Below are 13,157 nucleotides of genomic sequence, written 5' to 3'. Positions count from 1 at the left end.
GGGGACGCTCAATCGCTCTGGATGCGCGGCGCGAGCATGTACGTGACCTGTCCCATGCCCTCCGCGATTTCGAAGTGAACCTTCACCGGGAACTCCTCGCCGAGGTCGATGGTGACTTCGCCGTTGTTCGGGAGCGCTTTGTTCATATCCTTCAGATAGTCGAGACTGAACAGGGAGTGAGCGGGGCCGACGGTGAGGTCGATGAGGTCGTCGGTGTCGAGTTTGAGGTCGACGTTGTCGGTGTCGCCCTCTGCTTCGACGTAGAACACTTCCTCGTTCTCGTCCACGCCGAGCGCGATGTGGTCGGAGACCATATCTGCGGCCTTGACCGCGCGGTCGATGTCGGATCCTTCGACGACGATGACCGCCGGGAGGTCGAGGTCGGGGATGTCGGGTTCCTGCCGGATGGAGTCGGGGTCGATGAGCGCGAGCGTGTACTCCAGCCCCTCGATCTGGATGTGGAGTTTGCGGGTCTCCTCGTCGAGTTCCATCTCCACGAGCTGGCCGGAGCTCGCCATCCCCGCGATGCTCTCGAGACGGTCCAAGTTGACGCCGATGACGCCCCCGTCGGCCTCGTAGGATTCGAACGCCTCGGCGTCGAGTTGGAGGTCGACCATGCCGACGTTCGCGGGGTCGACCGCCTTGATAGCGAGGCCATCCTCGTCGAGGTGGATCTTACATTCGTCCACCAGCACGCCCACGGAATCAATCGTCGTCCGGAGCGTTTCTGCGCTCACGATAGCCTTGAACATGTTGACGATGGCTACGAAACCGCGGCATAAAAAGTCACCCGTTCGCGCGCGCGGCGTGTGCGTGCGAGAAACACATAGTAAAACATGTAAAATAAAACACGTAAACGCTCCGGATCACCCGGATTATTACACCAGGCATCGAACAGATTTTTGATAAACGTTTTAGGGATGAAGGTTATCTGAACGAGTATGTCGCAGGAGTGGCGGCCAGAAGGGTACACGCTCGACGAAGACGATCCTCGTTGGGGAATCTGTGAGTACTGCAAGAAGAAGGTCTTCGTCGGCGGGAAGAACAAATCCGACCTCGTTCGGCATCAGGACGAGTGCGAGCACCGCTGACGGGCGATTCTTCGCCGGCACCGATCGTTTTCGACTCGACGACGACCACGCCCGCGTCCGTTCACGGCGACCCGCCACGGAGTCGAAGCCCGTAAACGGGTCTGTACAGTACTTCGAACAATGACCGGAAGAGACCACTACTACAACAAGTCGAAACAGGAGGGCTATCGCTCCCGAGCGGCCTACAAACTCAAGCAGTTGGACGAGACCGCCCACGTCCTCCACGAGGGCGAGACGGTCGTCGACCTCGGGGCTGCCCCCGGCGGATGGTTGCAGGTCGCCGCCGAGAAGGTCGGCGAGTCGGGCACCGTCGTCGGCGTCGACCTCCAGCGAATCGACGACTTGGACGGCGTCGAAACCATCCGGGGCGACATGACGGAAGACGAGACCCGCGAGAGAGTCCGCGACGTCGCCGGCACCGCCGACGTGGTGCTCTCGGACATGGCCCCGAACATGACCGGCGAGTACAGCCTCGACCACGCCCGCTCCGTCCACCTCGCTCGACAGGCGTTCGAGACGGCGCTCGACGTGCTCGACTCCGGCGGCGACCTCGTCGTGAAGGTGTTCCAAGGGCCGGACCTGGACGACCTGCGCGAGGACATCGACCGCGAGTTCGAGTACGTCAGAACCGTGAGTCCGGACGCCTCGCGCGACGAGTCCTCCGAGGTGTATCTCGTCGCCCGGAACCGCCTCACCGCCCCCGTCCGGGCCGGCGACACCCTCGAAGTGACCATCGAGGGCGTGGGAAGCGAGGGCGACGGCGTGGCGAAGGTCGACGAGTACACGCTGTTCGTTCCGAACGCCGAGGAAGGCGAGACGGTCGAGATTCGCGTCGAAGCGGTGAAGCCGCGGTTCGGGTTCGCGCGGCGAGTGGACTGAAACCGTCAGGCACCCGACAGATAACAGAAAGCACTTATCTGAGCTAACTAGTTTCGGCGTATGGCCGGAGAAGGATTACTCCTCCTGTTCGCCCTGTTGTTTTTCGCTCTGGCGATCATCCTCCCGTTCTGGGTGTACAGCGACGCGCAGAAAAACAGTCCGCACAGCCCCGTCCTCTGGGCGCTCGTCGTGTTCTTCGGCGGATTACTGGGGTTACTGCTCTACTTCATCATCGGACGAACCGGTCGCGGGGGCCGTCCGACCCGAGCGCAGTACTGAAGATACCCGCGTTCGGCGTGCACCGCATCGCGGGCTAGACCGGAGAAACGGACGAATCGTCGACGTTCGATATCGAACCTCGAACGCGGGCGTCGGCCGCGTTCCGTCTCAGTCCGCCGTGCTCGGATGCGCCGGCGCGTAGTCGCGCGAGCGCAGGTAGCCCACCACGGCGTAGACGAGCGGCGTGTCGAGGACGGCGATGAGCAGTTTCAGGATGTACTGGCCGACGACGAGCGAGAGGATGATGTCCGCGGGGAGCTTCGGCCCGATTCCGACGTACTGCGGCATGACGAAGAAGGCCACGCCGACGAAGATGACCGTGTCGATGGCCTGACTGCTCGCCGTCGAACCGATGTTCCGCGCCCAGAGATGTGCGCCGTCGGTGAGTTCGCGTATCTTGTGGAACGCGATGACGTCCCAGTTCTGGCTCACGAGGTACGCGAGCAGGCTTCCGACGACGATGTTCGTGCTCGCCCCGAGGACGGTGCGGAACTGCGCCGGGTCGACGCTGGATCGGGCGGCGGGCGCCGCGATGGTCGACCACACCAGCGCCAGCATGACGAAGTTCATGACGAACGCGACGTTCACGAGTCGCTGGGCCGCCCGCTTGCCGAACAACTCGGCGTAGCAGTCCGACGCGAAGAAGGTGAGCGCGTAGGCCAGCGCCGCCCCCGGAAGGACCAACGCGTTTCCGGTGACGGGAAGGGAGAACGGGATGGTGAACTCCAACACCTTGGCCGCGGTGAGTTGGGCCGTCACGAGCGCCGTGACGAACAGGGCCGCGATTTCGAGTTGGCCGGTGGTGAGCGCCCGCGGTCGGCGCTCGCTAGTCATCTTCGAGTCTCCCGTGACGCTCGTCTATCTCGTCCAGCAGGTCGAGCATCTTTCGGACGGAGGCTCGAATCGCCTCGCTTCGGTTGACGAACTTGCCGTCGTCGCCGACGTGCTCGTCCAGATCCGCGAGCAGTTCGTCAGGAACTTCGACGCTTATCTTGCTCATACCCGGAGATTATCGCAAGAATATAATAAGTCGTTCGGGCTGAACGGGAGCGGTGTCAGCGGCGTCGCGCCCGGTGACCGCGCACCCCGTACGCTAGCAGGCCGACGAAAAAGGAGAGCGCCCCGACCGTCGCGGCAACCAGGATCATCGCCGTCGTGCGGGGACGGCCGAGCAGTCCGTCGGCCAGCAGCGACTCGGGTCGTATCGCGGCCGGGAGCATCGGCAGAATCTCGTTGGTCAGCCACACGTCACCGCCGAGGAGGAGCGTCGCGTAGGTCGCGAGGAAGCCGACGATGACGATGCCAACGAGTTGGATGCCCTTCGCCCGGACGAGCCGACTGGAGCCGAGCGTCGCCAGCCCGAGGCCGTAGGCGAGCGAGACGGGGATGGCGACGAGGAACATCGTGTAGAGGCTGTCCGGCGTCACCAGTCCCGCGACGGCGAACGTGCCCACGACGAAGACGCGCCAGCGTTCGCGCATCGTGTCGTAAGGGAGGATGCCGCCCGAGTGGAACAGGAGCATCGTGAGGGGGACGTCCGCGAGCAATCCGACGCCGACCGTGGTGAAGAAGACGAGCCAGAAGAAGCTCTTCACTCGGTAGTAGATGACCATGTTCGCCTGGTGCGCGTCGGTGACGAGCCACGAGATGATGCGCGGCGCGACGAGACCGTAGCCGATGGCGCTTCCGACGAGGAGACCGCCGACGAGCACGCCGCCCCACAGGAAGAAGATGTTGCGGTTCCCCCTGACGAGGTTGCGCTCTTTCATCGCCGGCCACCCGTAGTAGAGCACCATCGGGAGCACCGAGACGGCGGCGAGGAGGGTGCTGACCTTCACCTCGAAGATGAGCGCCTCGACGGGGTGGAGCGTGACGATGTTGAGCAGGTCGCCGTCCCTGACGATCTGCTGCGGAACGCGTCGCGTGAAGTCCTCGTTGATGGTCTTCATCCCGCCTCTGTACAGCGCCACGAACACGCCGGCGAGGACGAGCATGAAGACGCCGACGATGCGGAACATCTTCGACGTGAGACTGCGGAAGATGAACGCGATGTCGTAGTAGTAGCCGCCGATGTCGTCCTCGGTCGTCTCGTCTTCCGTGAAGGCGTTCGCCATGCCCGCGGCGGTGCTCTGGAAGACGTTGCCGTCCTCGCCCTCGCTCGACCGGGGCTGGTTAGCGACGTCTTCCGCCAGCGGCGCGCCCTCGGCTTCGCGGACTTCGGGTTCGTCCTCCTCTTCTTCCTCGTGAACCTCGTCCCAGCGGTCGAAGATGGCCTGCGCCTTCTCCGGTTGGTCGTTCTCCATCGCGGCGCGGGCGTAGTCGAGCGACTCGCCCTCGCTCATCCCCTCGAACAGTTCCGGCGGCGCCGCGCGCACGCCCGCCGCGTCGAGTCCGTCGACGTCGATGGCGGAGGGCGCTCCGGCCCGCTCCGCGGTCGCACCCGCTTCGAGCGAGGCGAACAGGTAGTAGAGGAGGGCGACGACGAGCGCGAGCAGCGCGAACCCCGCCGCGGCGACGAGAATCGCCGTCTCTCGCGGAACCCCGAACAACTGCTCGACGGGCGGGATGTCGTTCACGGGGCGGTACTTCGCGGGAAACATCGGAAGCAACCGTTCCTCGACGTACGCGCCGCCGCCGCGCGAGATGAACAGGTACGCGCCGCCGGCCGCGACGAGCGCGATGCCGAGGATGTAGTTCCACTTCGCCCGCATCGTCTTTCGGAGGCTCACCTCGCTGCTTCCGCGGCGGACGGTGACGACGATTTTCGTCAGGTAGAGGCTGAAAGCGTACAGGACGAGCAGCGGCGCGGCCCACATTATCTGCGTGAACGGGTCGGGGGGCGAGAAGAACGCGCCGAAGGTGAAGATGCCGACGACGGCGTACCGCCACTTGTCGCGGAACGTCTCGTAGGGAACGATTCCGGTGTAGCCGAGCGCGCTCATGATGAGGGGCATCTCGGCGGCGAGTCCGAACGAGAGCGTGAGGACGAGCACGAACTCCGTCCACTCGACGATGCCGTACTTCGGACTGAACCCCGCGCTGGTCGCGTTGTTGGCGAGGAACTCGAACATTATCGGGAAGAAAAGCGAGTAGCCGTAGGAGAGACCGCCGACGAACAGCGCGACGGCGAGAACGACCAGCGGGACGACCTTCCAATAGGAGACGGAGAAATCGGGGTACCAGCTTCGGTGGCGGAACGAGTCGCGGGCGTAGTAGAGCAGGACGGGGATGGCGACGATGACGCCGGCCACCATCGCTATCTTCGCTTGTAACAGGATGACGTCGAACGGCGTCCTCGCGACGATGTCGACCTGCCTCATCACCCTCTCCGACATTCCTGAGGTCGTGACCTCCTTCAGGAACGGCCAGACGACTTCCGCCATCGCCCAGAACGTGGCGATGAAGCCGATGACGAACGCGATGAAGACCTTCTGGAGATGCGTCTGTGCGGTCGAGAGCATCGAGCCGAGCGCCTCGCGCCCGGTCGCGACCGTCTTAGCGGTATCCTCGTCGATTACGCTGCTCCCCGAAGTAGACATTCCTTGCGAAGGGTAGCCGAGTGCCAGTTATCAATCTTCTCGTCTCACGAGATGAAGAAAGCCTATAATAACCGCGATACCTAGCACCGGGTGAATGGGCGAAGAATCGGAGGCGGCGGCAGGGAACAACTTATCGAAGGCTCCGGCCTCCGAGGAGGCACCGGAGCCGCCGGAAGAGGACCTGTACGCGCCGGAGGACCCCGAGCAGGCGGTCGACAGGCCGAGCCAGCCGATAGACGACGAGGAGATGCCGCTGGCGGACCACATCGAGGAGATGATAAAGCGCCTCGCGGTCGTCATCGTCGTCGCGGGCGTCGTGAGCGTCGTCGTTCTGCCGCTGGCGGACACCGTCATCAACTTCCTCTGGAACTCCGTTCTTCCGGTTAGCTCGGGGCCGGGACCGAACACCCGTCCCCGACTCTACCACCCGCTCGCGCTGGTGATGACGAGGCTGAAGGTCGCAAGCCTCGGCGGACTCATCGTCGCCCTCCCCGTGTTGGTCTACGAAACGTACCTGTTCATGCGTCCGGGGCTGTACCCGCACGAACGTCGCTACTACCTCGCGGCGGTGCCGACCAGCCTCGTGCTAGCGCTCGTCGGCGTCAGCTTCGCGTATTTCCTCATCCTGCCCGCCATCTTCACCTACTTCCTCTCGTACACGCAGAAGGCGGACGTCGTCATCGCGTTCGGCTTGACGAAGACGTTCAACCTCATCCTGATGATGATGGGCGTGCTCGCGGTCGTCTTCCAGATTCCCCTGCTCATCATGCTCGCGATCATGATGGGACTGACGACGCGACGGTGGATGGCCGACCGCCGACTCTACTTCTGGGGCGGATTCCTCGGCTTCGCGTTCCTCTTCAGCCCCGACCCGACCGGGATGGCTCCCTTCCTCGTGGCGCTCACGATGGTCGGTCTCTTCGAGGGGACGCTGTTCCTGTTGAAGTGGACGGGCAGGTAAGGGAACCGCCGTACTCGGTCCCGCTCCTCGCCGTGAAACGTCACACAATGGTCGCTTGCGATACCCGTAATCGGGTTATAACTAAGGAGATAGCTTCCCAAGACGATAGTAGCGTTCGCGCCTGCCCTTAGCTCGCGTGCCAGCAGCTACAGACCGCAGTTCGCGTGCCAGCAAACTGCCACCCTTTGGGTGCGAACGCACACGCTCGATTTCTACGAAGACGACGGGATGAGCTCACGCTTCGTCGGTCGGGTACTCCGCGGCGAACACGTCCTCGACCAGCGGACCGTCTGACGGCGATTCGCCCCCCGAATCCGCGCGGTCGTCCTCCGGGCTCACGCTCCCGGTCCGATAGCCGTGCAGGTCGAGCGTGACGTGGTCGAATCCGAGTTCCGTGAATCGCTCGCGGGCGGCGCGGACGAACTCCTCGTCCAGCGCGCGCCGGAGTTCGTCGTCGCCGACCTCGATGCGCGCAAGCCCGTCGTGGTCGCGGACGCGGAACTGGGAGAACCCCCACCGACGCAGCAGCGCTTCGGCGCGTTCGATCCGCGACAGTCGTTCCTCGGTCACTTCGAGGCCCGTCGGGATGCGCGAGGAGAGGCACGCCATCGAGGGCTTGTCGGCGACCGAGAGGCCGTAGCTATCCGCGAGTTCGCGCACCTCGGCCTTCGAGATATCGTGCTGCAGGAGCGGCGAGTAGGCGTCGAGTTCGTCCACCGCGCGCAGGCCGGGACGGTGGCCCGCGTCCACGTCGTCGGCGTTCGTCCCGTCGCAGACGACGTCGATGCCGAGTCGCTCCGCGGTCTCGAACATCGTGCCGAGTCGCATCGTTCGGCAGTGGTAACAGCGGTCGTCGTCGTTGGCGACGAAAGCGGGGTCGTCCAGTTCGCTGAACTCCGCGAGTTCGTGCCGGATGCCGATTTCCTCGGCGACGCGGCGCGCGTCTTCGAGTTCGGCGTCCGGAAGCGTTTCGCTCTTGGCGGTGCAGGCGACCGCGTCGTCGCCCAGCGCGTCGTGGGCGATGGCGGCCACCACGCTCGAATCGACGCCGCCGCTGAACGCGACGAGGACGCCGTCTCGGTCGGCGAGGTCAGCCTTCGCCGCGGCCAGTTTCTCCTCGATGGTCGGCATACTTCCCCATCTCTGCTGGACGGGCAAAAGAATCTCGTGATGGACGCGGCCCGTTTTACCCGTCCGGCCGCTATTTTGAACTCCGCCTGCGTCGATGTCTACCCGATGCCCGACTACTCGTTCCACCGGCCCGAATATTCGGGGACGACGACCGGAGAGTGGAGTTCGCCGCGGGAGAACGACTTCGACACCGACGACCTCTCGACCATCGCCGATCACTTCCTGCTCTCGTCGTCGGGGTTCCCGCCGGACGATTTCACCGATCTGAAACTGCCCGTCGTGAATCCCGACGGGGAACTGAACCTGAACGCGCTCGAAACCGCACACGGCGGCGCGCACAGCGTCGAAGCGATCGACGGCATCGACGACGATACGAAACGAACGGTGAAAGACACGGTCGAGGAACTCGCGAGCGACGAGTTCGACCACGAGATCGGCGACTGATTCGTCGTCGACTCCCCGCCGTTCCGCTCGGACGACGGACGCTGTCCGAGATAGTGATCGATTTCGGCAACGCGTCTATTTTCTATATTGCTAGAATAAAAGCTCCTGAAAGCGGTCGGCGCGGGTGCGCTAGCCGGAATCACGCTCGGCGCGGGGAACGCCGCCGGGGACGTGAACCCCACGAAGTTCTGTGGTACCGAAACGAAGTGCTCGACGTACCCCTGCGACCAAGCGACGGGCGGTCGGTATCTCGAACTCCAGCGGGAGTGCTGTCAGTACGCGGACGGCTCCGTCGAGTGCGAACCGTGGTCGGCGAACGGTTGCTGCTGAGATCCCGCGCCGACGCGTCGGGAACGTTTTTTACGGGTGACGCAATACCTCGGAGCGAATGGACTTCGAGGCGATACCGGGTGTCGGTGCGAAGACCGCCGACGCGCTCTCCGAACTCGACGACTCGGAGCGCGCGTTAGAGACCGGCGACGTCGCCACGCTCGCGCGAGCGCCCGGCATCACGGAGGGACGCGCCGCGGCCATCGCGCGCGCCGCCATCCGAATTCGACACGACGACCCCGGCGGCTTCCTGGCCACCGACCGGGCGCGCGAACTGTACCGGGACGTGCTCGCGCTGCTCCAAGCCCGAACCGTGACGACCTACGCCGAAAAGCGCCTCGAAACGCTGTACCCCAGCGCGTCCGCGTCCCGAATCGAGGAGGCGCGCGAGTTCGCCGTCCGAGCGATGGAGCGCGACCCGACGTCGGCGGTGCGCGACGCGCTGGCGGGCGTCGAACCGCTCTCGACGCCGCGGGAGGTGACCGTCCGCGACCGCTGTCTGGCGACGACGGACGCCGAACGATACGCGAAGGCGCGCGAGGCGGTGCCCGAACTCCCCGTCGAGGTCGTCGAAGACGCGCGCGAGTTGGCCGAACTCGCCCGCGGCTACTCCACCGTCGTCGCGCTGGACGAGACGTTCTCGGGCGTCGCGGTCGACGGCGACGTTCGCGTCGAACCCGACGCGCTCGACCGCCCGGCGGACCTCGTCCCCGAGCGCCCGCTGTCCTTCTTCGCGGCGAACCGCGACAGCCTGCTCGCTGCCGCGGAGGTGCACCGCGCCGCCGGGATGGACGCCCCGCTCGACGTCGAGGAGTTGGAGTCGGCGCTGGAGCGAGTCACCCCGGACGGCGGCGTCGCCGGCGACGACGAACTCGACCGACTGACGAACGCCATCTCCGACTTGGACGCCGCCGTCTCGATGGCGGAAGGGGTCGCAAACGACCGAATGCGCGACGCCATCCGGGAGCGCGACGTGACCATCGAGGGGGCGGACCTGCTCTCGCTGGTCGAACGCGGAGCGGGCGTCGATTCGCTCCTCTCGCGCGAACTGGCCGACGAGTACGACGCCGCCGTGGACGCCGCGCGCGACCACCTCGTCGAGACGCTCGCGCTCGACGCCGGCGAGACCGAAATCGCCCGACAGGCGTTTCCCGACGACCCGACGTTCCCGGTCGGGCACGACGAGGTCGTGGTGTCCCGCCTCCGCGAGGAGTTGGAGGCGGAGAAGTCTCGCCGCGCGGAGCGTCGCAAGCGCGAACTCGCGCGAACGCTCGCGGACGAGCGCGAGGCGGCGGAGGAACTCGTCCGCGACGCGCTCGAACTGGACGTGGAACTCGCGATCGCGCGATTCGCCCGCGACTTCGAGTGCGCGATGCCCGAGTTCGACGGGGACGCGGGGTTCGACGTTCGCGGCGGACGCTCGCCGCTGCTCGACGTTCCCTTCGCGGAGGTGGAACCGGTCGACTACTGCGTCTCGGGCGTGGCGCTCCTCTCGGGCGTCAACAGCGGCGGAAAGACCTCGACGCTCGACCTCGTGGCGCTCGTCGTCATCCTCGCGCAGATGGGGCTGCCCGTGCCCGCCGAGTCGGTTCGGCTGCGGCGGTTCGAGGAACTCCACTACCACGGGAAGACGCAGGGGACGCTGGACGCGGGGGCGTTCGAGAGCACGCTCCGGGAGTTCGCGGCCCTCGCCGACGGAACGACTGGCCGACTCGTGCTGGTGGACGAACTCGAGAGCATCACCGAACCCGGCGCGAGCGCGAAGATAATCGCCGGAATCCTGGAGGAACTCGGCGAGCGCGACGTGACGGGGGTGTTCGTCTCCCACCTCGCGGACGAGATTCGGGACGTGGCGGAGTCCGACGTGGCGGTGGACGGTATCGAAGCGAAGGGACTGGAGGACGGCGAACTGGTGGTCGAGCGGTCGCCGGTGAAAGACCACCTCGCGCGGTCGACCCCGGAGCTCATCGTGGAGAAACTGGCCGACGGCGGGGAGAGCGGTTTCTACGAACGACTGCTGCGGAAGTTCGACTAGTCTCGACAGTTCGTCGCAGAAATCGACGGGCACGATGGGATTCGAACCACGCCCGAGAACCTGCGCTGCGGGCAGAACCTCGGTCTACTTCGAATCCCCTTCCGCACCGGTTCGCTCGTCGCGGCGCTTCTCGCTGCACGGGCACGATGGGATTCGAACCCACGACCGTCGGATTAGAAGTCCGACGCTCTATCCGGACTGAGCTACGTGCCCTCGTTCCTCGTTCTCGGCGCGTCGTCATAAGAGATAGGGATTCTACGCGAGAGCACAGCCCTTAAGCACGGTTCACGAGAAAGTCAAACCGATGCGAGTAATCGGAACCGTCGGACTACCGGGAAGCGGCAAGGGCGAAGCCGCGACCGTCGCGGAGGAGTCGGGCGTCCCGGTCGTCACGATGGGCGACGTCATCCGGGACGCGTGCCGGGAGCGGGGTCTCGACCCGGCGGAGCACCACGGCGAAATCGCGAAGGCGCTCCGGAAGGAGAACGGGCCGGACGCCATCGCGCAGGAGTCGCTTCCGCAGATTCGGAGCGCGCTGGAGGAAGAAGACACCGTGCTCGTGGACGGGATCCGCTCGGGCGTCGAGGTCGAGCGGTTCGAGGACGCCTTCGGCGAGGATTTCGTCCTGGTGAGCATCGAAGCGCCGTTCGAAGTCCGGGCCGAGCGACTCGGCGAGCGGGGACGTGACCGCTCGGACGAGGACGAGGAGAGCCTCCGGGAGCGCGACGAGCGCGAACTCGGCTTCGGCCTCGACCGGGCGATGGCGCGGGCCGACGCCGTCATCGACAACACGGACTCGCTCGACGCCTTTCGAGAGCGGATTCGCGCCCTCCTCGAAGACGGACTTTCGGGGCTGGAGAACGTACGAACCGCCGAGCAACCATGATATACAGCGTCGACGTCCAGATCACGGCTCCCGTGCGGGACACCGAGGTCGAAGCGCGGGTCGCGGACGCCATCGAGAACGTCTTTCCTGGTGCGGAGGTAGAATCGGGGCGCGGCGAACTGCTGGCCGAGGCGCACAGCGTCGAACACTTCTCGGAACTGCTCCACCGACAGGAGATACTCGACACGGCCCGCGGCGAGTTCTTCTCCGGACGGGAGGGGGACACCCTCGCGTTCTCGCTGAAAAAGCAGGCCGCGTTCCACGGCGTCGTCAACTTCGCCGTCGGCAACCCCGACGAACTCGGTGACCTCCGCGTCCGCATCCGGGTGAACGACCCGCCGGTCGAGGAGTTCATCGACCACCTCGCGCCGCCGACCGAGGACGGAAAACCGATACCGGACGAGGCCCGCGATAGCCGGTAGTCACACCACTATTCTGACGACGACGAACAGCACGATGACCCCCAGCACGTCGCAGGCGTTCGTCACGACCGGGATGACCACGTCGTCCGGGTCGAGTTCGAAGCGGTAGGCGGCGTACGTCGCCACGAGCGTCACGAACACCGCGATAAAGGCGAGCGCGATGCCGCTCATCAACGAGACGAGGACGACGGTCGGCAGGCCGAGTTCCGTCCCGCCGACGAGCCACGTCAGCGTCCACGCGCCGACCCCGACGAGGGGAAAGATGGTGACGGCGAGCGCGACGGTCGCCACGGCGTTCCCTCCGAGCACGTCGTCTTCGCGCCCGAACGAGAGCGTACCGAGGTGGAACGCGGTGGAGAGTCTGGCGGCGAGGATGCTCCCGAGGTTGCCCGCCGTCCCGATGGTCACCGGAACCAGCGCGAGGAGCGTCGGATACCGGAGCAAGGTGCTCTCGAACGACCCGAGGACGAGACCGCTGCCGATTTCGACCACGGTAAGGACGAGCAACACCGGAAGCATCGCCCGCATTATCGCGCGGACGGTCCACTGGGTCGGCACTCATCCACCCCCGAGCGCGAGGACGATTCTGACGGCGAGCAGGAGAAACGAGATGCCGAACACGTCGCCGGTCGTCGTCACAAGCGGTCCGACGAGCGTGTCGGGATTCTGGCCGCGCCGGTAGCCCGCGAACACCACCAGGACCACGGCTACGGTCAGCGCCACGCCGGAGAGCAGACCCGCGATGAGGGCGATGGCGACCAGCGTCGAGAGCGGCGCGACGGGGTCGGAGAGCAGGCGAAGGATGAGAAACGCCACCACCGACGCGAAGAGGCTGGCGAGGATGCCGTTCGCCAGCGACGCGACGATGGCCGCCCACACTCGCTCGTCGTCGGGGACGAACGACGGTTCGACCAACCCCTGGTGGAGACCGGACGCGAGGCGCGCGCCGAGCGACCCGTAGACGTTCCCGCGGGTGGCGAGCAGGGCGGGGACGAGGACGAGCAACCCGTTCACCTCGCGGAGTTCGGCGCGCATCCCGCTGAGGACGACGCCCGCGAACAACCCGCCGATCATGCTCGCGGCCAGCGCAGGGAGTGCCTCGCGGTACGCCTCGGCGGCGACTTCCCGGACGGTCATCTGTTGTGTGTGGTCACGGCCGC

At 65.6% G+C, this 13,157-nt stretch carries 16 protein-coding genes and 1 tRNA gene; 9 read left to right on the top strand and 8 right to left on the bottom strand.

What is annotated here, in order from left to right:
• Positions 1-8: 8 nt before the first annotated feature.
• Positions 9-752 (bottom strand): DNA polymerase sliding clamp, encoded by a 744-nt coding sequence (locus tag LIX00_RS11620; RefSeq protein ID WP_227353348.1) that lies wholly within the window; start codon positions 750-752, stop codon positions 9-11.
• Between the two features lie 189 nt (positions 753-941).
• Here LIX00_RS11620 and LIX00_RS11615 point away from each other — a divergent pair, with 189 nt between their 5' ends.
• The 3 genes from LIX00_RS11615 (at position 942) to LIX00_RS11605 (ending at position 2,249) form a co-directional block, all read left to right on the top strand.
• On the top strand, positions 942-1,091 hold the full coding sequence (locus LIX00_RS11615) for a hypothetical protein (RefSeq protein WP_227353347.1): 150 nt from the start codon (positions 942-944) through the stop codon (positions 1,089-1,091).
• A 120-nt stretch (positions 1,092-1,211) separates the two neighbouring features.
• Positions 1,212-1,970 carry a 23S rRNA (uridine(2552)-2'-O)-methyltransferase gene (locus tag LIX00_RS11610; RefSeq protein WP_227353346.1) on the top strand — a complete coding sequence of 253 codons (759 nt, stop codon included), beginning with the start codon at positions 1,212-1,214 and terminating at the stop codon, positions 1,968-1,970.
• A 60-nt stretch (positions 1,971-2,030) separates the two neighbouring features.
• On the top strand, positions 2,031-2,249 hold the full coding sequence (locus LIX00_RS11605) for a PLDc N-terminal domain-containing protein (protein WP_227353345.1): 219 nt from the start codon (positions 2,031-2,033) through the stop codon (positions 2,247-2,249).
• A 108-nt stretch (positions 2,250-2,357) separates the two neighbouring features.
• Here the strand turns inward: LIX00_RS11605 and LIX00_RS11600 are convergent, their stop codons facing one another.
• Genes LIX00_RS11600 through LIX00_RS11590 form a run of 3 tightly spaced genes read right to left on the bottom strand, consistent with a single transcriptional unit; the run spans position 2,358 to position 5,788 of the window.
• Complete coding sequence (locus LIX00_RS11600) at positions 2,358-3,083, bottom strand: queuosine precursor transporter (protein ID WP_227353344.1); 726 nt, start codon at positions 3,081-3,083, stop codon at positions 2,358-2,360.
• On the bottom strand, positions 3,076-3,249 hold the full coding sequence (locus LIX00_RS11595; protein ID WP_227353343.1) for a ribbon-helix-helix domain-containing protein: 174 nt from the start codon (positions 3,247-3,249) through the stop codon (positions 3,076-3,078). The genes LIX00_RS11600 and LIX00_RS11595 overlap by 8 nt, the downstream gene beginning before the upstream one ends.
• 55 nt (positions 3,250-3,304) lie before the next feature.
• The gene (locus tag LIX00_RS11590) at positions 3,305-5,788 is read right to left on the bottom strand and encodes a twin-arginine translocase subunit TatC (RefSeq protein ID WP_227353342.1); all 2,484 of its coding nucleotides are present in this window, start codon (positions 5,786-5,788) and stop codon (positions 3,305-3,307) included.
• A gap of 94 nt (positions 5,789-5,882) precedes the next feature.
• Between LIX00_RS11590 and tatC the strand changes: the two genes are divergently transcribed.
• Positions 5,883-6,749 carry a twin-arginine translocase subunit TatC gene (gene tatC / locus LIX00_RS11585; protein WP_227353341.1) on the top strand — a complete coding sequence of 289 codons (867 nt, stop codon included), beginning with the start codon at positions 5,883-5,885 and terminating at the stop codon, positions 6,747-6,749.
• A 234-nt stretch (positions 6,750-6,983) separates the two neighbouring features.
• On the opposite strand, the gene larE is transcribed toward tatC, so the two are convergent.
• Positions 6,984-7,880: an ATP-dependent sacrificial sulfur transferase LarE gene (gene larE, locus LIX00_RS11580; RefSeq protein WP_227353340.1), complete on the bottom strand. Its 897-nt coding sequence runs from the start codon at positions 7,878-7,880 to the stop codon at positions 6,984-6,986.
• 105 nt (positions 7,881-7,985) lie between these two features.
• Here larE and LIX00_RS11575 point away from each other — a divergent pair, with 105 nt between their 5' ends.
• The 3 genes from LIX00_RS11575 to LIX00_RS11565 all read left to right on the top strand — a co-directional run bounded on the left by LIX00_RS11575 (position 7,986) and on the right by LIX00_RS11565 (position 10,689).
• Complete coding sequence (locus tag LIX00_RS11575) at positions 7,986-8,324, top strand: hypothetical protein (protein ID WP_227353339.1); 339 nt, start codon at positions 7,986-7,988, stop codon at positions 8,322-8,324.
• 171 nt (positions 8,325-8,495) lie between these two features.
• Complete coding sequence (locus tag LIX00_RS11570) at positions 8,496-8,654, top strand: hypothetical protein (protein ID WP_227353338.1); 159 nt, start codon at positions 8,496-8,498, stop codon at positions 8,652-8,654.
• Between the two features lie 58 nt (positions 8,655-8,712).
• Complete coding sequence (locus tag LIX00_RS11565) at positions 8,713-10,689, top strand: MutS-related protein (protein WP_227353337.1); 1,977 nt, start codon at positions 8,713-8,715, stop codon at positions 10,687-10,689.
• A gap of 138 nt (positions 10,690-10,827) precedes the next feature.
• Here the strand turns inward: LIX00_RS11565 and LIX00_RS11560 are convergent.
• A tRNA-Arg gene (locus tag LIX00_RS11560) sits at positions 10,828-10,902 on the bottom strand.
• 91 nt (positions 10,903-10,993) lie between these two features.
• Between LIX00_RS11560 and LIX00_RS11555 the strand changes: the two genes are divergently transcribed.
• On the top strand, positions 10,994-11,575 hold the full coding sequence (locus LIX00_RS11555) for an AAA family ATPase (protein WP_227353336.1): 582 nt from the start codon (positions 10,994-10,996) through the stop codon (positions 11,573-11,575).
• Positions 11,572-11,997, top strand: a complete 426-nt coding sequence (locus LIX00_RS11550; protein ID WP_227353335.1) for an RNA-binding domain-containing protein — start codon at positions 11,572-11,574, stop codon at positions 11,995-11,997. The genes LIX00_RS11555 and LIX00_RS11550 overlap by 4 nt, the downstream gene beginning before the upstream one ends.
• Here LIX00_RS11550 and LIX00_RS11545 read toward each other — a convergent pair whose 3' ends face one another.
• Positions 11,998-12,555, bottom strand: coding sequence for a magnesium transporter (locus LIX00_RS11545; protein ID WP_227353334.1), 558 nt, complete (start codon positions 12,553-12,555; stop codon positions 11,998-12,000). It lies immediately after the preceding gene.
• Positions 12,556-13,134 carry a magnesium transporter gene (locus LIX00_RS11540; protein ID WP_227353333.1) on the bottom strand — a complete coding sequence of 193 codons (579 nt, stop codon included), beginning with the start codon at positions 13,132-13,134 and terminating at the stop codon, positions 12,556-12,558.
• Between the last annotated feature and the right edge of the window lie 23 nt (positions 13,135-13,157).

The sequence above is a fragment of the Haladaptatus salinisoli genome (assembly GCF_020614375.1).
GTDB lineage: Archaea > Halobacteriota > Halobacteria > Halobacteriales > Haladaptataceae > Haladaptatus > Haladaptatus salinisoli.
The sequence above is the reverse complement of the archived record's forward strand: the minus strand, read 5'-3'. Positions and strand labels throughout refer to the sequence as shown.

Bases quoted from the DNA above. Each gene is read 5' to 3' on its own strand.
- LIX00_RS11620 (WP_227353348.1), bottom strand. From the start codon at position 752: ATGTTCAAGGCTATCGTGAGCGCAGAAACGCTCCGGACGACGATTGAT.
- LIX00_RS11615 (WP_227353347.1), top strand. From the start codon at position 942: ATGTCGCAGGAGTGGCGGCCAGAAGGGTACACGCTCGACGAAGACGAT.
- LIX00_RS11610 (WP_227353346.1), top strand. From the start codon at position 1,212: ATGACCGGAAGAGACCACTACTACAACAAGTCGAAACAGGAGGGCTAT.
- LIX00_RS11605 (WP_227353345.1), top strand. From the start codon at position 2,031: ATGGCCGGAGAAGGATTACTCCTCCTGTTCGCCCTGTTGTTTTTCGCT.
- LIX00_RS11600 (WP_227353344.1), bottom strand. From the start codon at position 3,083: ATGACTAGCGAGCGCCGACCGCGGGCGCTCACCACCGGCCAACTCGAA.
- LIX00_RS11595 (WP_227353343.1), bottom strand. From the start codon at position 3,249: ATGAGCAAGATAAGCGTCGAAGTTCCTGACGAACTGCTCGCGGATCTG.
- LIX00_RS11590 (WP_227353342.1), bottom strand. From the start codon at position 5,788: ATGTCTACTTCGGGGAGCAGCGTAATCGACGAGGATACCGCTAAGACG.
- tatC (WP_227353341.1), top strand. From the start codon at position 5,883: ATGGGCGAAGAATCGGAGGCGGCGGCAGGGAACAACTTATCGAAGGCT.
- larE (WP_227353340.1), bottom strand. From the start codon at position 7,880: ATGCCGACCATCGAGGAGAAACTGGCCGCGGCGAAGGCTGACCTCGCC.
- LIX00_RS11575 (WP_227353339.1), top strand. From the start codon at position 7,986: ATGCCCGACTACTCGTTCCACCGGCCCGAATATTCGGGGACGACGACC.
- LIX00_RS11565 (WP_227353337.1), top strand. From the start codon at position 8,713: ATGGACTTCGAGGCGATACCGGGTGTCGGTGCGAAGACCGCCGACGCG.
- LIX00_RS11555 (WP_227353336.1), top strand. From the start codon at position 10,994: ATGCGAGTAATCGGAACCGTCGGACTACCGGGAAGCGGCAAGGGCGAA.
- LIX00_RS11550 (WP_227353335.1), top strand. From the start codon at position 11,572: ATGATATACAGCGTCGACGTCCAGATCACGGCTCCCGTGCGGGACACC.
- LIX00_RS11540 (WP_227353333.1), bottom strand. From the start codon at position 13,134: ATGACCGTCCGGGAAGTCGCCGCCGAGGCGTACCGCGAGGCACTCCCT.